This window comes from Streptomyces sp. NPDC031426, assembly GCF_055581585.1.
Genome location: NZ_JBVIJE010000058.1, coordinates 1 through 18538, shown reverse-complemented (window position 1 = coordinate 18538; position 18538 = coordinate 1). Strand labels below are relative to the sequence as shown.

The following is an 18538-nucleotide window of genomic DNA, read 5'->3' as shown; positions in this document are numbered from 1 at the left end:
TCACGGCGAGTTGATCACGAGTCTCCTGTGATATGGCCATAACACATCAACGAGCCAGATCCACGGAAGCAACACCTTGATTCTCTGCGCGCCCTTAGAAGATGCGGGCACGCCATGGCGGGCTGGGTCGATGGCGTCCTCCCGGCACCGTGCCCGGCTGTCGAACGCCACTGCCGTCCACCGTCGTTGCCGTCAGCGCTGTCGTCACCGCCGTCGGCCGCAGAGTCGTGTGATCACCGCATTAGGAGTGGGATCGAATCCTTGCCGGGGAGTGCTCGACGCTGCTGGGCGATGCTATTTCCCCTGGTCAGCAGCGAAGCGGCTGCGTACTCGAACCCGCGCATGACGCCCTGTGCCGGACAGTCCGTTCACGCATCGCGCACGCACGAAGCCCGCGTCGGGTGTCAGCCGAGGCCGAACCAGCCGAGGACGGTCTGGACGAGCAGGATGGTGGACATGCCCGCGACGCCGACGACCACGACGGTGGCGGCGATCCGGTAGCGGGGGCCGTTGGCCGCCGCGCCGAGCACGGAGCGGCGGTTGGTGAGGACCAGGAGGTAGACCAGCACGACGGGGCTGATCAGGCCCTGGAGGACCTGGGTGCCGATGAGCAGCTGGATGACGTTCACCGGGGTCATGGCCACGACCGCGCCGAGCACGATCTGGACGGTGAACAGACCCAGGAAGAGCGGTGCGTCGTGGAAGCTACGGGACACGGAGCGTTCCACTCCGGCGGCCTCGCCGACGGCGTAGCTGGCGGAGAGCGGGACGACGGCACCGGCGAGCGCGGAGGCACCGATCAGGCCCACGGCGAAGAGGAGTTCGGCGTTCTGACCGGCGACCGGTTTGAGGGCCTCGGCGGCCTGGGCGGCTGAGTCCAGCGGGCCGGTGCCGCCGATCGCGGCAGCGGTGGCGATGATGATCGTCAGGCTGATGAGGCAGGCGAACACCGCACCGATCACGGCGTCCAGCTTGATGAGCCGGTAGTCCTCGGGCTTGGCGCCCCGGTCGACGACGCCTGCCGCGGCGTAGAACTGCATGTACGGGCTGACGGTCGTGCCGATCAGGGCGACGGCGAGCAGGATGAAACTCTTGTTGGGCTCGATGTGCGGGACGACGAGGTGCTTGCCGACCTCGCCCCAGTGGGGGTGGCCGAGGATCATCGCGATGGGGTAGGCGAAGAACGCCAGCGACATGATGAGGAAAATACGTTCGGCCCACCGGTAGGAGCCGAACAGGACCAGCGACCAGAGCAGGATCGCGGCCGGCGGAATGACCGCCCACTTGGGTACGCCGAGCAGTTCGAAGGCGGCACCGATGCCAGCGAACTCGCTGACGACCAGGCCCGTGTTGGCCAGCAGGAGACAGAACACCGCCAGTGCGGTCAGGCGGAGGCTGAACTGCTCGCGGATCAGAGCCCCGAGCCCCTTGCCGGTGTGCGCGCCGAGGCGTACGGCCATCTCCTGGACCATGACCAGGGCGATGGTGACCAGCACCATGAAGAACAGGGTGCCGTAGGCGAATTGGGAGCCGGCGGAGGCGTAGGTGGCGATGCCTGCGGCGTCGTTGCCGGCGTTCGCGGCGACCAGGCCGGGACCGGCGATGGCAGCGACCATCGCGAGACGGCCCAGGCCCCGCCGCCGCGTGGCGGGGGCGGCGGGGGACGCGGCCGATGTGGTGTCCAGGTCGCTGGTCACTGCAGGAACCTCCGGAAGTGCAGACGCCCGCGCTCGGGCAGCAGGTAGTCGAGCAGGTCGTCGGCGAGGATCCGGCCGAGGGGCCGGTCGGTGTCGTCGACCACCAGAAGTGAGGTGGCGCGGGAGTCGACCAGCTGGTCGGCGGCCTCGCCGAGGGGGGTGTCGGGGTGGACGGTGGCTGGAGGGCCGAACTGGGATCGCCAGGTCACCAGGTCGGCCATCGGGGTGGTGTCCTCGGCGACGGCCAGGTCGAACAGGGGCAGGTCGCACAGCAGCCGGCCGTTGTCGTCCACGACGGCGATCGCGTCGATCTCGGTGCGGTGCTCGGCCTGTTCGGCCAGCTGCGCCCGTACCTTGGCGACGGTCTCGTCGGGGCGGGAGGTGATCAGCAGGGTGGTCATGGCGCCGCCGGCGGTGCCTTCGCGGTGGGTCAGCAGCCGTCGCAGCTCCGCGGCCTCGCCGCTCGGCATGCGGGACAGCAGGGCCTCGCGTTCCTCGCGGGTGAGGTCGCGCAGGGCGTCGGTGGCCTCGTCCGGCTCCATTTCGTCCAGCAGGCGGGCGGCGTGTTCCGGCTGGGCCTCGCGCAGCAGGTTCTCCAGCTCGTGCGGTTCCATCTCCTCCAGCGCGTCGGCGGCCTGCTCCGGCTCCAGCCAGCCCAGCAGCTGCTGTCGTTCGTTGCGGCCGAGGTCTTCGAGGATGTCGGCGAGGTCGGCGGGGCGCAGCCGTTGCAGGGCGGCCCGGGAGGCGCGCAGCCGGACCTCCGGCGGGCCCTCGATGGCCTGTTCGGCGAACGGCGCCACCGCCTGCCAGTCCAGTACCCGCTCCGGGGTCGGCCGGGCCTGCCGGCGCCGCGGGCCGAGCCGACGCAGCAGGGTCGGCAGGGAGACGTCCACGCCGACCAGCACGACCTGGCCGACCAGGGGCGCGAGGTACAGGTCGGCGGCCCGGGTGACCTGGACGCCGTCCACGTCGACGAGCTGGTGGTCAAGGATGTCCTTGGCCAGCAGCACCTCGCCGGGGCGGCGGGAGAAGTCGCGCAGGTCGACGCGGGCGGTGCGCAGCCGTACCTGACCTGCCTGCACCTTGCCGATGGCCTCCGCGGCCAGGAACGTCTGCCGGCGGCCGATGCGCAGGATCAGCCCGGTGACCGGCGGGTACGGCTCCGTGCCGTACAGCCGGGCGACCACGTCGACGACGCGGCCGACCTCCTCGCCCGCCTGATTGGTGACCGGACCGCCGATCAGGCCGGCCAGCGAGACCAGGGAGGTGCGCACCGCCTTGGTGGCGGTGGCACGGCGTTCGAGGTGGACCCGGCGGTCGCGGAAGCGAGCCGTGCTGGACATGAGCAGAGTGTGGACAGCCAAGATGAACACCCCCTTGCCCCGCCATGACGGGGCAGCGGGCGGCCCTCGGCAGCGCTCTTCCTCCCCGGACCGGCCGGTGGCAGGCACGCCAGGGCACACGCCTGCACGCGGCCTGTCGAAACCGATGAGCACGAGAGACCACCGGCTGCGGACCGGATGAGTCAGTGAGGAACTAGCTACCGCGGGCCGCGGAAGGACGGCGCGGACAACACGAAGAGGGGCCGACTATGGCCCGGACTACTGTCCATGTCGCCTCCTCCCGGTCACGGCCGCGCGCAGGGCGTCGCGGTCTTGCGGCAAGGGGCAGCCGGGCACGTTCGACCCCGGCACACCCCAACTCGTCAGAGCTTTGGCACTCCACGGCGTGATCCCCATAAGGGAAGCCACTTGGGGTCACCCCTTAGGCCGGGGAGACCTGTCCTGAACCTGGGCGTCTCTCGACGTCGTCGGGTCAGTGGCCTGTGTCCGTGAAGACGCCTCACCGAACGAGGTGTCTGTTCAAACCGCATAAAGACTACGCCCGCACTCGCCCGGCTCCCTAATCCATGACCTGCCCTTGACCGAGGGCTGTCGAATACAGGCCGCCACCGGAGCTGTCCGCCACGGTCACCTGTCACCGGAGTGTCCTGGCGAGAACCTGGCCGCCACCCACCCATGCACGACGGCGACGGGTAGGCGCCCGTCAGCGGCGATGATGTCCTCGGGTATGCCGGTGATCCAGGCGGCGAGCGCGGCTCTGCGCAGGTCGGCGGTGCGGGTGGCGAGCCCGGCACGAAAGGCATCCGCGGAGCCCGCGGTCAGTTTCGGGGCGTCCTCGGCCAGCTGCCGGGCGGCTTGGCGCACCGCGCGGCGCGCGCACCGGATGTCGAGGTCGCTCATGCCGCCGTAGTCTCCCCTTCCTCCGACGAGGCACGTGTCGTCCAAGTGTCACTGTAGATAGCGCACGGGGGGCCCTGACCGGCGAAGGAAGCACGCATGCTCGCTGAAGCACGCATCCTCGCTGGGGCATCGGCGCTTCGTGAGAATGCGGTCAGTGTGCCGTCAAGGCTCCGTAAATCAGGTGAGCGGCACCCTCGGCGCGGGCGTAGCCTTGTGGAGGTTTGAAGAGGCACCTCGTTCGGTGAGGCGTCTTCACGGACACAGGCCACTGACCCCACGACGTCGAGAGACGCCCAGGTTCAGGACACCTCTCCCCGGCCTAAGGGGTGAGGCCAAGTGGCTTCCCACCCGGTTCAACGGTTGGGATTACGCCGTGGAGTGCCAAAGCTCTGACGAGTTGGGGTGAGCCGCCCGCTTGGGCCGGCCGCTCCTTGCCGAGTCGATGACGACGCTGTTCACGGGCGTCTCCGGCCGGAAGGAGGCGAGAGACATGGAATGCAGTAGTCCGGGCCGAAGTAGGCCCCGCACCCGCTTGTCCTCGCATTCTTCCGGCACGCGGTAACCACCACCTTCCCTGCGCGGCACCACGGTCGCGCCATGTCCACGGGCGCTCCTGCGCCCGGTGGTGATGCTGTCCTGCGCGCATTCGGCGTGCAGGGGGTGATGGCTGCCGCGTGCCCCCGACCTCCCCCGGACCGGGGGACCAGGGAGGCACCACCATGACCGACACCATCGTGACCACGGTCGCCGCGCCCCGCGCGGCGGTACTCGACGACGCGCACCTCGGCGACATCCAGGGCGCGCTGGGCACCATCCGCCTGGACGACCATGGCGAGCGCCGGGGTCTGTCGGCGAAGCTGAAGACGCTGCTGGCGATCGTCGGCCCCGGCCTGATCGTGATGGTCGGCGACAACGACGCCGGCGCCTTCGCCACCTACGGCCAAGCCGGCCAGAACTACGGCACCCACCTGCTGTGGGCCCTGCTCCTGCTGGTGCCCGTGCTGTACATCAACCAGGAGATGGTGCTGCGCCTCGGCGCGGTCACCGGTGTCGGCCACGCCCGGCTGATCCTGGAGCGGTTCGGGAAGTTCTGGGGCGCGTTCAGCGTCATCGACCTGTTCCTGCTCAACGCGCTCACCCTGGTGACCGAGTTCATCGGCATCACGCTGTCCGCCGGCTACCTGGGCCTGCCCAAGGCGGCGGCGGTGGTGCTGGCCGCCGTGATCATCATCGCGTCGGCGTTCACCGGATCCTTCCGCCGCTTCGAGCGGGTGGCGATGACGCTGTGCGCGGCCTCGCTGCTGCTGGTGCCGATCTACTTCATGGTGCATCCGCACGTCTCGCAGATGGCCGCCGACTTCGTCACCCCGAACCTGCCCGGCGGCTCCGGCCAGCTGTCGACAGTGATGCTGCTGATCATCGGCATCGTCGGTACGACGGTTGCGCCCTGGCAGCTGTTCTTCCAGCAGTCGTACGTGATCGACAAGCGGATCACCCCGCGGTTCATGCGCTACGAGAAGGTCGACCTGTGGATCGGCATCGTCATCGTCGTCATCGGCGCTGCCGCGATGATGGCCTTCACCGCCGCCGCGTTCTCGGGGACGCACGGCTTCGGCCAGTTCACCGACACCGCCGGGATAGCGCACGGCCTTGAGACCAAGGCAGGCAAGCTGGCTGGGGTGCTGTTCGCGATCGCGCTGCTGGACGCCTCGATCATCGGCGCGTTCGCCGTGTCGCTGTCGACCGCGTACGCGATCGGTGACGTGCTGGGCATGAAGCACTCCCTGCACCGGGGGGTGGGCGGCGCGAAGGGCTTCTACGCCGTCTACGCCGGGCTGGTCGCCGCTGCGGCGACGATCGTGCTCATTCCCGGCTCGCCGCTGGGCTTGCTGACCGAGGGCGTGCAGACCCTGGCCGGCGTGCTGCTGCCGTCCGCGAGCGTGTTCTTGCTGCTGCTGTGCAACGACAAGCAGGTCCTCGGCCCGTGGGTGAACGGCCCGAAGACCAACGCCTTCACCGCCGCCGTGGTCGGGGTGCTGGTCATGCTGTCGGTGATCCTGACCGCCTCGGTCCTGTTCCCGGACATCAGCGCGGACGTGATCGTCGACATCATGGCCGCCTGCGGGGTCGCCGGGGTGCTCGCCGCCGGGTACGCCTTCACCCGGCGGCGTACGGCCACCAAGGAGGACCCGATCGACCGCACCGGCCGGGACGCCTGGCGGATGCCGCCGCTGGAGAGCCTCACCCCGGTCGTGATGTCCAGCGGCAAGAAGATCGGCATGGGCGCGCTGCGCAGCTACCTGCTGGTCTCCATGATCCTCGTGATCATCAAGATCGTGCAGGTCGCGGTCGGCCAGTAAGTCACCAACCACCGCACCTTGAAGGAGGTGTGCCATGCACGCCCTAACCACGACCGACTTCCTGATCAGGCTCGCCACCGGCGCGACCTGCGGCGCACTGATCGGCGTCGAGCGGCAGTGGCGGGCACGCATGGCGGGCATGCGCACCAATGCCCTGGTCGCCACCGGCGCCACGCTGTTCGTGCTGTACAGCGTGGCGGTGGACGACGCCGGCAGCCCGACGCGGGTCGCCTCCTACGTCGTCTCCGGGATCGGCTTCCTGGGCGGCGGGGTGATCCTGCGCGACGGCGCCGGCGTGCGCGGACTGAACACGACAGCCACCCTGTGGTGCTCGGCGGCGGTCGGCGTCCTGGCCGCCTCCGGACGGCTCGCCCTGGCCGCGCTCGGCATCCACGTGCTGCTGCGCCCGGCCGGACGCCTGCTGGACCGGGCACCGGCCTCAGGCAGCGACCCGGACGCCCACGTGCGGGCCAGCGTGCACCTGCGCTGCGAGCGCGGGTCCGAGACCCAGATCCGGGCCCTGCTCGCGCAGGCCCTGACCGCCTCCGGGCTGACCGCGACCGGTCTGCGGGCCCGCCGCGAAGGCGAGGACACCACCAGCGTCCGCGCCGCCGTCACCGTCAGCGGCGATGCCGCCGCCGCGCTGGAGCAGGTCATCTCCCGTCTCTCACTGGAGCCCGGGGTGCACGACCTGCACTGGCACCTGGACGACGAGGAGGACGACGAACGGGCGCCCCGGTCAGGGCAGCGGGTGCTCGCCTGACACCCCGAGCAGAGGGCCTGACGGCCCCAGGACAGCAGTCCGCTCGGCAGGACACGATGAAGAGGAAGACAGGGAGGTGTGCGTCATGCGGACGGTACCCCACCCCCGCACCGGGGAGGGCGCGGCGTTCCTCGGCGTGCTCACGCTCGTCGTACTGGAGACGGTCGCGGTCAACGCCGCCCCCACCCGCGACAAGCCGGTGGTCGGCGGCGCGCTGATGGGTGCCGCGACCGCGGCGTTCATCCTGGTCGCGGCCATGTGGCACCACCACCGGCAGGCCGAGCAACGCCCTCACAGGGTCGTGCCGGAGGACCTGGGGGCCGGGTTGTTCACCACTAGGTCCCTGGAGGGCTTCCCGATGGAGGCCGTCCGGCCGTTCCTACTCGGCCCGGACGCCCCGAGCCTGAACAGCCTCTACACGGCCTGGCTCCTCGCCACCCACGGTCATGACGCGGCGTGGATCGCACACCACCTCGACCTGCCCCCCGAGGTGATCCATCTACTGACTGACGCCGCCCGCCAGCGGCACTGACCACCGCCGTTCTCTCCTGACCGTTCACCACCCGCTGGCACACTGTCCGGACCCGGCGAAGGAGAGTCCCGCATGTCGATGGTCGGCAACCTGCGCAAAGTCGCCCGCCTGACGCGGCGGAGCCGCGGCCGCGTGGACCTCAGCCACCCGCCGCTCCCCGCTCGGCTCGGCGGTGGTCAACTGCGTGGTCTACGGCGACGGCGTCCGCCAGCCCGGAACGGACACCGTTGAGGAGGCCGTCCAGCAGGTACGCAAGCACGGCCACGACTTCGTGTGGCTTGGCCTGCACGAGCCGACCGAGACGGAGTTCGCCGAGCTCTTCGGCCTGCACCCGCTCGCCGTGGAGGACGCCGTACAGGCCCACCAGCGGCCCAAGTTGGAGAGTTACGGCGACGTACTGTTCGCGGTCTTCAAGACCGTCACCTACGTCGAGCACGAGCAGCTGACCGCCACCAGCGAGGTCGTCGACACCGGCGAGATCATGGTCTTCGCCAGCCCCGACTTCGTCGTCACCGTCCGCCACGGAAGCCACGGCTCCCTGGACCGTTGCGCGAGGACCTGGAGGCCAACCTCGAGCAGCTGGCGAAGGGCACGTCGGCCGTCCTGCACGCCATTGCAGGGAGCGGGCGCAGATCCGCAAGCACCAGCGCCGGGCCGCCCGCGCCCCCAAGGGCAGCGAGAAGAAGACAGCCGAGTACGCCAAGGTCGCCAAGCTCAAGGTACGCGAAGTGGACCGGCGCAAAGACTGGTGCGAGAAGACCAGCACCATGCTCGCCCGGTCGTACGGCCTGATCCGCTTCGAGAAGCTGAACATCAGGAGCATGACCCGCTCGGCGAAGGGAACCGTCGAGCAGCCCGGCAAGAACGTGCGCCAGAAGGCCGGTCTGAACCGGTGCATCCTCGCCCAGGGCTGGGGGCTCCTGCGTCGGCGCACCGAACAGAAGGCACCCGGCCGGGTCGAGGACGTCCCCGCCCCCTACACCTCCCTGCGGTGCAGTGCCTGCGGATGGATCGAGAAGAACTCGGGCAAGAGGCAAGCCGAGTTCGTCTGTGTGTCCTGCGGCTTCACCTGCAACGCGGACGAGAACGCAAGCCACAACGTCGCGGCAGGACAGGGTGGGAGTCCCCGCCCCCGGCGGTCAGCCGGTGCCGGAGGGGCGACAACGGCCACCGGCCGTTCGAGCGCCCGTGAACCTCAACCTGCCTGGGTTGGAATCCCTCTCTTTTAAGACTCCGTTGGGAAATCCGTAAACGGGTGTGGGCGGGCCTCTATGCGGCCAGGTCCAGTCGGGCCAGATGCGAGGTCCTGGTCTGGCCTAGTGGGGTTTCGGTGAGCCAGGCGTCGAGTCGGATGATGTTGATGGCGGTGGCGGCGAAGACGTGGCCGAGGTGGGTCTTGGGTAGGTCGGTGAAGCGGGTCCGGCGGATGCGGGTGCGCCGGACCGCCGGGGAGATCGTGCCCTCCACGCCGGCGCGGATGTTGTAACGCTGCTGCCACTCGTCGGTCAGCTGTTCACGGCGCCGCGCTTCCAGCGCCTCCTGCTGGTCTCGGGGAAGCAGGGTCAGGCTGCGGCCCCATCTGCCGTTCGCCGCCTTGGTGCACTTCTCGCGCACGGGGCAACTGCCGCAGTCTTGGGCGGTGAAGTGCACCCGCGCGACGGGAGTCCCGCTGCTCTTTCGCTGGTTCGGACCAGCTGGCGCTGATCTTGCCCTCAGGGCAGGTGACCTTGCGGGCCTGCCAGTCGACGGTGAAGGCGCTCTGCGTGAAGTGCTCGCCTTCGTGGTTCTCGTGACAGGTGTCCAGTCCGACCGGCCCCACCAGCTCGATCCCGTACTCGTTCCGGGCGGTGACGATGTGCGCGGCGGTGACATAGCCGGCGTCGACGTCGTGCTCGGCAGGCAGTAACTCCCGTGCGGCCAGGCCCTGATGGACGGTCTCGGTGACTTCGGTGTCGGCGACCGTCGCGTCCGTGGTGATCACCTGGGTGATCAGGTGCGGGGCGTCCGACTCGCAGGTCTCAGACAGGTGGGTCTTGTAACCACACCAGCCTGAGCCCCGCTTCACGCCGTAGCGGGCGTCGGGGTCATAGGGCGAGGAGAGCCGGCATCTGCCCGGCGGGAGGTCCTTGCCCTCCCGCCAGTGCACCCCCTCGCCATCGCGGTGGTACTGCTCCACCCAGGCCCGGCGCAGGACCTGGACAGCGGGGATCTCCCGCAGCCAGCCCGGAGAGCCAGGAGCGAAAGCGGCCTCAAGAATCGTGAAGCCGTCACGGCCTACCTGCTCGGCCCACTCCTGGCGCACGCTCTCCCCTTTGGGGAAGCGGTAGGAGTCGATCCGGGCACCGTATCGTCTCACCCAGTCCGCGGTGACCAGCGCGGACAGCCACTGCGGGGCCGCCGCCGACAGGGCCTCCAGGGCAGCCCGCAGAGTCTCGCCCACGAACTCCATCCGGTTCAACGTCCGCACCGCCGCGAGCACGTGGGTGGAGTCGGTCCGCTGACGGCCCCCCGCACGCAGCAGCCCGAGCCCGGAGATTCGCTCAAGGACCAAGTCCAGGACCTTCTCCTCCAGGCCGTGCTTGATCAACCGGGCACGGAAGTCGCAAAGAACGGAGAAGTCAAACCCCGGGTCGTCCAGCTCAAGACCGAGGAGGAACTTCCAGTCCATCCGGGCCCGGACCTGGTCAGCGGCCTGCCGGTCTGTGAGCCCTTCGGCATACTGCAGCACCGACACCAGCGCCAATGCCCCGGGCGAGACCGCCGGCCGCCCCTGTCCGGGAAACGCCTCGGCAAAGGACTCGTCCTCGAACAGCGGACCGAGCGCCTCACGAACACGGACCGCAAGCGTCCCCTTCGGGAACGAAGCCCGCACCACCCGCGCAGTCAGCTCCGGCACCCCGCGATCAGCCCGCGGCTCCAGCGACATCCAGCCCCACCCTCGATCGGCGACAGGCCGATCATGGCAGCCCGGCACACTCATCATCACCCGTTTACTCATCACCCGTTTACGGATTTCCCAACGGAGTCTTAAAAGAGGGGGATTCCAACCCAGGCAGGTTGAGGTTCACGGGCGCTCGAACGGCCGGTGGCCGTTGTCGCCCCTCCGGCACCGGCTGACCGCCGGGGGCGGGGACTCCCACCCTGTCCTGCCGCGACGTTGTGGCTTGCGTTCTCGTCCGCGTTGCAGGTGAAGCCGCAGGACACACAGACGAACTCGGCTTGGCTCTTGCGCGAGTTCTTCTCGATCCATCCGCATGCACTGCACCGCAGGGAGGTGTAGGGGGCGGGGACGTCCTCGACCCGGCCGGGTGCTTTCTGTTCGGTGCGCCGGCGCAGGAGTCCCCAGCCCTGGGCGAGGATGCACCGGTTCAGACCGGCCTTCTGGCGCACGTTCTTGCCGGGCTGCTCGACGGTTCCCTTCGCCGAGCGGGTCATGCTCTTGATGTTCAGCTTCTCGAAGCGGATCAGGCCGTACGACCGGGCGAGCATGGTGCTGGTCTTCTCGCACCAGTCTTTGCGCCGGTCCGCTTCGCGTACCTTGAGCTTGGCGACCTTGGCGTACTCGGCTGTCTTCTTCTCGCTGCCCTTGGGGGCGCGGGCGGCCCGGCGCTGGTGCTTGCGGATCTGCGCCCGCTCCCTGACGGTGAGCTGCGGGCAGTTCAGCTTCCGGCCGTCCGAGAGGGCGGCGGTGATCTTCACGCCCCGGTCAATTCCGATGACCTCGCCCGCGCCGGGCGCGTCGATCGGCTCGGGGATGACGGCGAAGGCGATGTGCCACTGGCCGTTGCGGAAGGTGACGCGGAACGTCTTCGCCCTTGGCAGTTCATGCCGGGTGAGGCGGAACCGGACCCAGCCGCAGGCGGGCACCTTCACCTGCGCCCACCTGCGGTTGAGCTTCTGCACCGCCACGGACCGGCCCATGACCTGCTTGCCGGTCTTCGCGTTCACGCTCGGGCTGCCGTCCGGCTCGAACTCCGGCACGCGCTCAGTGCCGATGATCCGAAAGCCCTCATGCACGTACTTCTTACGCCAGGTCGGCTCGCCGAAACCCGAGGCGAACTTCGCGCTCTTGGCCTTGGCGAAGTCCTTCAACGCCTGCTGCTGCACATCCGCGTTACCGGCGGCCAGCCAGCGCGCCCTACTGGTGCTCGACATCGCTGCCGGCCATCTCGCCGGCGGCCGGGTAGATGCCGCGTTCGCCCTCGCCTCCCGCGCGCTCGAGGTCGGCCTTCAGTACCGGTCCGGGATCGTGGAACGCGCCCGCGCTATGCGCCGTAGCCTCACCACCAGCTCACCGCCCAAAGTGGTGCGCGACTTCAACGAACGCCTCCACGGCGTCTACCTGTAGCAAGGATGACCACGGCATGAGAGTGTGGATCACCGGGCTGACACCGACCCATGTGCCCCGCCTCCCGGACACCATTCCCCCGCTGCCCAACCACGCGGCTTGAGCTCCAAGCCAGCACGGACTCAGCCGGAGGCAGAGCCTGGAGCCTCCGCCGATCCCCGAGACGTGGGAGCCAGCGGGCCGAGGGAGGCGGACGTCAGACCGTCGGGCGCTTCGCCCGCCCTTCCGAGTGTGTCGGCACCCGTCGTGCCGGGGCGTTGCGATCCCCGACACCGACAACCTCGACCTGGGCCGGGCCGGACCAACCCGGCCGCGGACGCCTGCTGAGGGCGGCTTGCGTCAGAGCTCGTGTACGCGTGAGGGCTCGTGCCAGGCAGAAGCGGCCCTTCATCGCCGTGTGCGCACCCCTGGCGGTACGCCCGGACGTGACGCGGGAGGGATTCCGGCAGGACTCAGATACGGGGCCAATCCTGGCTGGCGGTCACCTCACGTGCGATACGACGCCACTGGGCCTCTCCCCCGGGCAGCGGCCAGGCCCAGGTCAGCTGTTGCGCTGTGTTCAGGTCGTGAAGGACGCGGACGAGCTGCGGGCCGGCGGTGGCGGCGCCGTCCGGGACGGTGGGGCCGTGGACGGCGCGGAGTTCGGCGAAGCGTGCCAGTTCGTACTCGTAGAAGCCCACGGCCTCATCGATGCGCGCGGCCAGGTCATCGCGCGGCACCGTGCGGTGCAACTGCAGTAGCGGAGGCTCGACGGACTCGGCGATCGCTGCGGCGACCCGCGCGTGACCGTCCAGGATCAGATGACAGTCCAGGCCGCTGACCCACCACAACAGGACGGGTGGCAGTATTCCTTCGCGGGCCTGCTTGCGGTACGCCTTGACCCGGCTGTCGTCGGCATCGGGCATCGGCCGCAGCGGAAGGACCTCCCACGAACCGGAATGGACGAACCAGTCGATGTATCCGTCCGGATGGCCGTCGACGAGCATCGAGCTCCAGTACTCGGCATACGAAGTATCAGCGTGGCGCCAGCGCCGGAGCGGACTCTCGCGCGAGAGCAGCCACCGGCCCTCGTGCAACGGGCTGTCCGGCGAGTCGATGAGGTACTGCGCAAAGCGGTGACCCCACCGTTGGGCGCTGCCCTCCAGAGCACGCCCCACATCGGCGCGTAGCGGTGGGACGAAGGAGTGGTACTCGTCGGTGCGCCAGAAGTGCACGCCCTGGAGGTGCTCGTCGACACCGGCGAGCAGCACAGGCACCCACGTGCCGTCCTCCCGCGTGACATCGCTGCGCTGCATGCCGAGAGCGTAGTGCCACACCGAACTCGCCTCCGGCGTCCTGCAGTTGCTGCACCAAGCGCACGACCCGCCGATCAATACCGCCTACCTGGTCCGACGTCCGGGCAGCCCCACCAACCCACACCTGATCCTGGTCCGGGAGCACCTACCGGCCGCCGCCAGAACCTGGCGAGCCGGCCCGGCGGCTTCGGCGCCCGCCTGGACAGAAGACGCCTGACCAGCGCTTCCAAAATGGCGACCGCTGAGGGCCGGGCTCTGGCTGGGAGAGCTGACCCATTTTTGGGACTTCGCCGAGGAACGCAGGCCCATGATCGACATCGCGAGCCCGGCGGGCGGCAAGATCCCGCTCGACCCGGAGAGGGGCCAGCAGATGGCCATGGAAGAAGCCTTGCCTCTTGCCTCCCTGCCGGCCCGGCTCACTCGCCCGCGGTACCTGGCGCTGGAAAAGCGGGTATGAGGTGTGTCCGGACGGTACGAGTGCAGCGGAGGCGTAACAGTGGATTGGAGTCGGTTCGCGCAGCAGATGGCGTCGATGGCGCGGGATCTGCTGGCACAGGATTCGGTCGGTGCCACGCTGGAGAGGATCACCGCTTCGGCCACCGAACTGGTGTCCGGCTGTGACGCGGCCGGCATTCTCGTGCTGCACGGCAGGCAGGTGCAGACGCTCGCCCCCACTCACCGCCTGGTCGTCGACAGCGACCGGCTCCAGGAGCGCCTGGGTGAGGGGCCGTGTTTCGATGCCGCCCGCAGTGGCGTCAAGGAGCGGGTCTTGCGCATCGCCGACCTCACCGTCGAGCACCAGCGCTGGCCCGCCTACGCCCCCGAAGCCCACGCGCTCGGCGTGGGCAGCATGATGGGATTCCTGCTGTACACCGACGACGAAGAACTCGGCGCACTCAACCTCTACTCCCGCCGCCCCGGCGCGTTCACCGACGTCAGCGAGACGGCCGGCTGGCTGCTGGCCTCTCACGCCGCCGTCGCCTTCGCCAGCGCCCGCACCCACGCCCAGATGGAACAGGCCGTCGCCACCCGCCCCATCATCGGCGAAGCCATGGGCATCCTCATGGGCGCCCACCACCTCACCGAAGAACAGGCCTTCGACGTCCTGCGCCGCTTCTCCCAGGAGAACAACATCAAACTCCGCGAGGTTGCCCGCAGGGTATGCGAACAAGGCAGCCCGTAATACCCGGGCACCGCTTCAGGAGCGGCTCGGACAGGGCTGCCCGCCGCCCGGCTGGCGTGCACCCACCACCACTGGGACCACACTCGACGGATCGGACCCAGCTCGCAGCACCAGCCACCACAGCCCGGCGAGAGGCCGGGATCAGGCGGCGTCGACGACGCCGCAGGCCGCGTCTCGACCTTGCCCTTGGGAGCGCCGGACTGCGAGCCCAGGGCCTCGATCTGCTCGATGAGCTCCTGGCCCTCGAAGACGACGTGCTTGCCGTCGAGCCAGGGGGTGAGGACGGTGGTGACGAAGAACTGTGAGCCGGTTGGTGTTGCGGCCGGCGTTCGCCATCGACAGGAGGTACTTACGGTCGTGCTTCAGCTTGAAGTTGTCGTCCTCGAACTTCTCGCCATAGATGCTCTTGCCGCCGGTCCCGTCGTGGTGGGTGAAGTCACCACCCTGCAGCATGAACTGCGGAATGATGCGGTGGAAGCCCGAACCGCCATAGCCTTAGCCGTTGTGGCCCGTGGCCAGCTCACGGAAGTTGCGCGCGGCCTTCGGAACGACCTCGTCGAACAGGTTGAAGACGAGTCGAAGTACACGTTGCTCGTGGCGCTCATCCTGTCAGCCCCGGTGCCGGCCACGCCGAACAGGACACCGGTCACCGGACATCCAGGATGGACTGAGCGCTGGGCGCGTTACGGTCGCACGGCCTGGTGCGGCCGCACCAGGCGCAGCAAGCCCCAGCTGCGGTGGGATGTGAACATCGGGACGCAGCCAGCAGGTGATGTCGACGGCCAAAACCAGCCGGCCGTCGACGGCCCGTGGCGGTGACACCGAAGGCAGGGCTCGGTCGCCCTCGCCACCCGTGCCGACTGGAGCCCAGGCGGTCAGGCATGGCTGCGCGACTCCGGACTGGACAGCGCCCCCGCCTAACCGGGCGGGACGATCGTTGTCGCTGACCTGTCCCTGCTGGCGGCCGCCGGCCCGGACGCCCCCATCGACGTCACGGAGTGCTCCCGATCGATGGGATGCGACTCTGAGTCCGTACCGGCGTTCCGGGCGGGCCGTGTCCGATAGCCGCAGCTCCCACCGGCTACAGCCGCATCTGCGACACCGGCAGCGGATCAGCGTGGTAGGAGGGTGCTTTGGCTGTTTGGGGGCCACTCTCCGGCTGTTTGGACATCATGATGACTGCCGTGTAGCTCTGCGGCTGCTGTCGAATCCGAGCCCAGGTGGTTCCGGAACACAGGACATCGACCGGTAGTTTGCCGGTGTAGGGCTTGGTCAGTCGATACCCCTCAGGAGCCCTTCCGTCGACGGTGTTCGATGCACCTGTGTGCTGATACCCCACGATCTTCCCAGCATGAAGGAGGAGTGCAGTGGGGGATGTCGGCGCGATGGGCACACTCAGCACCGCACGACTGGGCGACGTGATGGCATAGTCCACCTGGAGCGAACTCCCGATCAGCGCGGCCTTCGTGACTTTCAACTGGATAGGGCCTGACGTGCCAGCTGACGCAGGAGGTTCGATGCCGGTTCCACAGGCATAGGTCCGGTGTTGCTCGTGCTGTGGCGCCGAGGTAGTCGGAGCCGAGGCGGTCGGCACGGCCGTCCTCGGCGAGACGATCGCGGAAGTCGCCCAGCACACTGTGGTGGAAGCCGGGATCGTCCAGCTCCATGGCCATCGCGTACTTGAAGTCGATGCTGCAGCGGACCGCCTCGGGGGCCTGCCTGTCCGACAGCCCGAGCAGGAACTGCAGCACACAGACGGTGGCCAGCTGAGCGGGCGAGAGCCCCGGGCGCCCGTGCCTGGGGTACCAGTCCGCGAAGTCCTCGTCGCGCCACAGCCCGTCCAGCCGGTCCCGCACCCATATCGCCGTCGTGCCGCCCGGGTTGCTCGCCCGCGCGACCCGCGCGGTCAGAGGCGGAACGTGCTCACCGGAACGGGGGCGCAGGGACAACGGGCACCTCGACAGCTGCAACGGTCGGCGGAACTCCCCGATCATCCCCGTCGACCATGCTGCCGCACCGGGAAACTCCAAGATCCCCGACAGAGTCAAGCTGAGATGACGTCTTAGGATCGAACGTATGAGCGGTCCCGTCTCGTTGGCCGCCTCTGCGTGTGAAGGTGTTGCCCTTGTCGGCAGTGGCGGTCAGAGGAAACCAGCGGGCTGCGGCAGGGGACCGGCCGGCTTTTCGGGTGGATGGCCTCGCATGGCCGCACCTCTTTCCAACCAGGCGTGTAGTCGGGCCTGCATGGTCTGGGCGTACATGACAGGGTGGAGGCTTGTCGCAACTGATTTGGAAGGGGGGAGTAGCGGGTGGCCTCGCCACTGCAGTTGACCCGGTTGCACCGCGTTCTGATCGGCGTGGTCGTGACGGGCGCTGTGATTGTCGCTGGTATCGGCTTCGCTGGTTCGTACGCGGCGGTGCGTGCACTGGCTCTCAGGAAGGGCTTCGGGAACTTCAGTTATGTGTTCCCGATCGGCATCGACGCCGGCATCTGTGTCCTGCTCGCCCTGGATCTCCTGCTGACGTGGATCCGTATCCCTTTCCCGCTGCTGCGGCAGGCGGCCTGGCTGCTGACGGTGGCCACGATCGCCTTCAACGGTGCCGCCGCCTGGCCGGACCCGTTGGGTGTGGGCATGCACGCGGTGATCCCGGTCTTGTTCGTGGTGGCAGTCGAGGCGGCCCGGCATGCGATCGGCCGCATCGCCGACATCAGCGCCGACAAGCACATGGAAGGCGTCCGCCTCGCCCGCTGGCTCCTTTCCCCGGTTGCCACGTTCCTGCTGTGGCGCCGCATGAAGCTGTGGGAGCTGCGCTCCTACGACCAGGTCGTCAAGCTGGAGCAGGAGCGGCTGGTCTATCAGGCCGGCCTCCGCTCCCGTTTCGGTCGCGCCTGGCGCCGCAAGGCCCCAGTGGAGTCGCTGATGCCGCTCCGCCTGGCCCGCTACGGCGTCCCCTTGGCCGAGACGGCTCCGGCCGGGCTGGCCGCCGCGGGAATGGACGAGCTGCCGATTCAGTTCACCGTCGAGCGGACACCGGTTGCGGCCCAACGGCAGAGCCCCGAACTCGAGGCCGCCGTCGGCCTGGAGAAGGAACTGGTGCCGGGGCGCGGCGTGCAGCCCCAGCCGGTGGAGCAGCCACGAACCCCACCCCGGGAGCAGGCGCACGGCCTTGGAGACGAGGGGAGTGCCAACCACCTCGCCAGCGCCTATCAGGACTGGATGGTCGCCTTCGGATTCGAGCCCACCAGTGCGCAGTTCGCTCTGTGGCTCCAAGACCGGTACGCCATCGCCACAGCGGCCGGCGAGCCGCTATCGGACGAGCAACTCCAACCCCTGCTGCGGCTCCTCAAGCAGCGCCACACGCCCGCAGCTGAGAACGGCACCGAACCCCAAGCCCCGCAGGATATGCACGACGGGTGGGGCGACTACTTCTACAACGCCTGGCTCGCGTACGCGCAGGAGCACGGGGTCCCCCCCGATGCCGGCGCCCTTGCCACGTACGTCTATGAACGCGACCAGATCACTGGAGGCAACGGCCGGCCCATCACGGGCGGAGACGTGGAGGGTTATGTTGCGGCCTTCCGGCAGCGCGAGTTCGACGAGATGCAACCGCCCGCCGGTGAGGAAGCCGCCGAGCCCGCCGCCCAGGTACGTTCAGGCAATCCCCTCCTCAACGAGGACGAGCTTGAGGAGACTCCGGCCGACGCAGGCGCGCACCCCGCCAAGGAGCAGCGCAGCCCCAGGGTGAGCGCCGCCATTGATGACCCCGCTGGCGAGGACAACGCGACCGCAGAGCCCGCTGCGCTCACCACCGTCGACCGCTACTACCTCGCCTGGACGCAATACCAGACCGAGCACAGCGAGGAACCCAGAGCCGAGCAGCTCTCCGCCTACCTTGCGAGTAAGAAGGGCATGACCGGCCGCGGCGGAAAGCCGGTCAGCCCGTCCACCCTGCGCCGCTACCTCTTGCCATTCCGGGTCTACAACGTCTGGGCCGAACACCGGGTGCGCAATGAAACCCCGTTGAGCTGCCCCGAGTTTCGTAGAGTCCGGTGATCTTGTTTCAGGCGGACTGCGGGGTTTGCTCCTGGCTCTGCCAGAAGGCTTCCTCGTACTCG

Annotated in this window: 15 protein-coding genes, 4 pseudogenes and 2 riboswitches; of the genes and pseudogenes, 9 read left to right on the top strand and 10 right to left on the bottom strand. The window is 68.9% G+C overall.

Translation table 11 applies throughout. The features are described 5' to 3' along the window. Positions 1-404: 404 nt before the first annotated feature. The 3 genes from ACZ5NH_RS44135 to ACZ5NH_RS44125 form a co-directional block, all read right to left on the bottom strand. Positions 405-1697 carry an NRAMP family divalent metal transporter gene (locus ACZ5NH_RS44135; protein WP_468783971.1) on the bottom strand — a complete coding sequence of 431 codons (1293 nt, stop codon included), beginning with the start codon at positions 1695-1697 and terminating at the stop codon, positions 405-407. Continuing rightward, positions 1694-3040, bottom strand: coding sequence for a magnesium transporter MgtE N-terminal domain-containing protein (locus ACZ5NH_RS44130; RefSeq protein ID WP_468783969.1), 1347 nt, complete (start codon positions 3038-3040; stop codon positions 1694-1696). The genes ACZ5NH_RS44135 and ACZ5NH_RS44130 overlap by 4 nt, the downstream gene beginning before the upstream one ends. 346 nt (positions 3041-3386) lie before the next feature. Beyond that, positions 3387-3558, bottom strand: a riboswitch (M-box (ykoK) riboswitch). 109 nt (positions 3559-3667) lie between these two features. After that, a complete protein-coding gene (locus tag ACZ5NH_RS44125; protein ID WP_468783967.1) occupies positions 3668-3940 on the bottom strand; it encodes a hypothetical protein in 273 nt (90 codons plus the stop codon). 226 nt (positions 3941-4166) lie between these two features. After that, a riboswitch (M-box (ykoK) riboswitch) is annotated at positions 4167-4349 on the top strand. A gap of 310 nt (positions 4350-4659) precedes the next feature. On the opposite strand from ACZ5NH_RS44125, the gene ACZ5NH_RS44120 reads away from it, so the two are divergent. The 5 genes and pseudogenes from ACZ5NH_RS44120 (at position 4660) to ACZ5NH_RS44100 (ending at position 8824) form a co-directional block, all read left to right on the top strand. Then, positions 4660-6300: an NRAMP family divalent metal transporter gene (locus ACZ5NH_RS44120; RefSeq protein ID WP_468783965.1), complete on the top strand. Its 1641-nt coding sequence runs from the start codon at positions 4660-4662 to the stop codon at positions 6298-6300. Between the two features lie 34 nt (positions 6301-6334). Next, a complete protein-coding gene (locus ACZ5NH_RS44115) occupies positions 6335-7063 on the top strand; it encodes an MgtC/SapB family protein (protein WP_468783963.1) in 729 nt (242 codons plus the stop codon). Between the two features lie 85 nt (positions 7064-7148). Continuing rightward, positions 7149-7595 (top strand): hypothetical protein, encoded by a 447-nt coding sequence (locus ACZ5NH_RS44110; RefSeq protein ID WP_468783961.1) that lies wholly within the window; start codon positions 7149-7151, stop codon positions 7593-7595. Positions 7596-7667: 72 nt separating this feature from the next. Continuing rightward, a pseudogene (locus tag ACZ5NH_RS44105) lies at positions 7668-8213 on the top strand (CorA family divalent cation transporter); the annotation flags it as partial. Between the two features lie 110 nt (positions 8214-8323). Continuing rightward, a complete protein-coding gene (locus tag ACZ5NH_RS44100) occupies positions 8324-8824 on the top strand; it encodes a zinc ribbon domain-containing protein (RefSeq protein WP_468783959.1) in 501 nt (166 codons plus the stop codon). Positions 8825-8864: 40 nt separating this feature from the next. Here ACZ5NH_RS44100 and ACZ5NH_RS44095 read toward each other — a convergent pair whose 3' ends face one another. The 3 genes and pseudogenes from ACZ5NH_RS44095 to ACZ5NH_RS44085 form a co-directional block, all read right to left on the bottom strand. Continuing rightward, entirely contained in the window at positions 8865-9467 is a 603-nt protein-coding gene (locus tag ACZ5NH_RS44095) for a transposase (RefSeq protein ID WP_468783973.1), read from the bottom strand. 775 nt (positions 9468-10242) lie between these two features. Beyond that, positions 10243-10521, bottom strand: a pseudogene (locus ACZ5NH_RS44090) (transposase); the annotation flags it as partial. A gap of 101 nt (positions 10522-10622) precedes the next feature. Further along, complete coding sequence (locus tag ACZ5NH_RS44085; protein WP_468783957.1) at positions 10623-11750, bottom strand: RNA-guided endonuclease InsQ/TnpB family protein; 1128 nt, start codon at positions 11748-11750, stop codon at positions 10623-10625. Here ACZ5NH_RS44085 and ACZ5NH_RS44080 point away from each other — a divergent pair. Beyond that, positions 11740-11943, top strand: a complete 204-nt coding sequence (locus ACZ5NH_RS44080; RefSeq protein WP_468783955.1) for a hypothetical protein — start codon at positions 11740-11742, stop codon at positions 11941-11943. The genes ACZ5NH_RS44085 and ACZ5NH_RS44080 overlap by 11 nt on opposite strands. Positions 11944-12395: 452 nt before the next feature. Here ACZ5NH_RS44080 and ACZ5NH_RS44075 read toward each other — a convergent pair whose 3' ends face one another. Next, the gene (locus ACZ5NH_RS44075; protein WP_468783953.1) at positions 12396-13238 is read right to left on the bottom strand and encodes a hypothetical protein; all 843 of its coding nucleotides are present in this window, start codon (positions 13236-13238) and stop codon (positions 12396-12398) included. A gap of 307 nt (positions 13239-13545) precedes the next feature. Here ACZ5NH_RS44075 and ACZ5NH_RS44070 point away from each other — a divergent pair, with 307 nt between their 5' ends. Both ACZ5NH_RS44070 and ACZ5NH_RS44065 read left to right on the top strand, forming a co-directional pair. Beyond that, complete coding sequence (locus tag ACZ5NH_RS44070; RefSeq protein WP_468783951.1) at positions 13546-13695, top strand: hypothetical protein; 150 nt, start codon at positions 13546-13548, stop codon at positions 13693-13695. A gap of 39 nt (positions 13696-13734) precedes the next feature. Next, on the top strand, positions 13735-14421 hold the full coding sequence (locus tag ACZ5NH_RS44065) for a GAF and ANTAR domain-containing protein (protein ID WP_468783949.1): 687 nt from the start codon (positions 13735-13737) through the stop codon (positions 14419-14421). Between the two features lie 176 nt (positions 14422-14597). On the opposite strand, the pseudogene ACZ5NH_RS44060 reads toward ACZ5NH_RS44065, so the two are convergent. The 3 genes and pseudogenes from ACZ5NH_RS44060 to ACZ5NH_RS44050 form a co-directional block, all read right to left on the bottom strand. Next, positions 14598-15000: pseudogene (locus ACZ5NH_RS44060) on the bottom strand (peptidylprolyl isomerase); the annotation flags it as partial. Between the two features lie 502 nt (positions 15001-15502). Continuing rightward, positions 15503-15856, bottom strand: a complete 354-nt coding sequence (locus tag ACZ5NH_RS44055; RefSeq protein WP_468783975.1) for a hypothetical protein — start codon at positions 15854-15856, stop codon at positions 15503-15505. Positions 15857-16025: 169 nt separating this feature from the next. Next, positions 16026-16370, bottom strand: a pseudogene (locus tag ACZ5NH_RS44050) (transposase); the annotation flags it as partial. Between the two features lie 360 nt (positions 16371-16730). Here ACZ5NH_RS44050 and ACZ5NH_RS44045 point away from each other — a divergent pair. Next, entirely contained in the window at positions 16731-18476 is a 1746-nt protein-coding gene (locus tag ACZ5NH_RS44045) for a DUF2637 domain-containing protein (RefSeq protein ID WP_468783947.1), read from the top strand. Positions 18477-18538: the final 62 nt, after the last annotated feature.

Bases quoted from the DNA above. Each gene is read 5' to 3' on its own strand.
- ACZ5NH_RS44130 (WP_468783969.1), bottom strand. From the start codon at position 3,040: ATGTCCAGCACGGCTCGCTTCCGCGACCGCCGGGTCCACCTCGAACGC.
- ACZ5NH_RS44125 (WP_468783967.1), bottom strand. From the start codon at position 3,940: ATGAGCGACCTCGACATCCGGTGCGCGCGCCGCGCGGTGCGCCAAGCC.
- ACZ5NH_RS44120 (WP_468783965.1), top strand. From the start codon at position 4,660: ATGACCGACACCATCGTGACCACGGTCGCCGCGCCCCGCGCGGCGGTA.
- ACZ5NH_RS44115 (WP_468783963.1), top strand. From the start codon at position 6,335: ATGCACGCCCTAACCACGACCGACTTCCTGATCAGGCTCGCCACCGGC.
- ACZ5NH_RS44110 (WP_468783961.1), top strand. From the start codon at position 7,149: ATGCGGACGGTACCCCACCCCCGCACCGGGGAGGGCGCGGCGTTCCTC.
- ACZ5NH_RS44095 (WP_468783973.1), bottom strand. From the start codon at position 9,467: ATGTCACCGCCGCGCACATCGTCACCGCCCGGAACGAGTACGGGATCG.
- ACZ5NH_RS44085 (WP_468783957.1), bottom strand. From the start codon at position 11,750: ATGTCGAGCACCAGTAGGGCGCGCTGGCTGGCCGCCGGTAACGCGGAT.
- ACZ5NH_RS44075 (WP_468783953.1), bottom strand. From the start codon at position 13,238: ATGCAGCGCAGCGATGTCACGCGGGAGGACGGCACGTGGGTGCCTGTG.
- ACZ5NH_RS44070 (WP_468783951.1), top strand. From the start codon at position 13,546: ATGATCGACATCGCGAGCCCGGCGGGCGGCAAGATCCCGCTCGACCCG.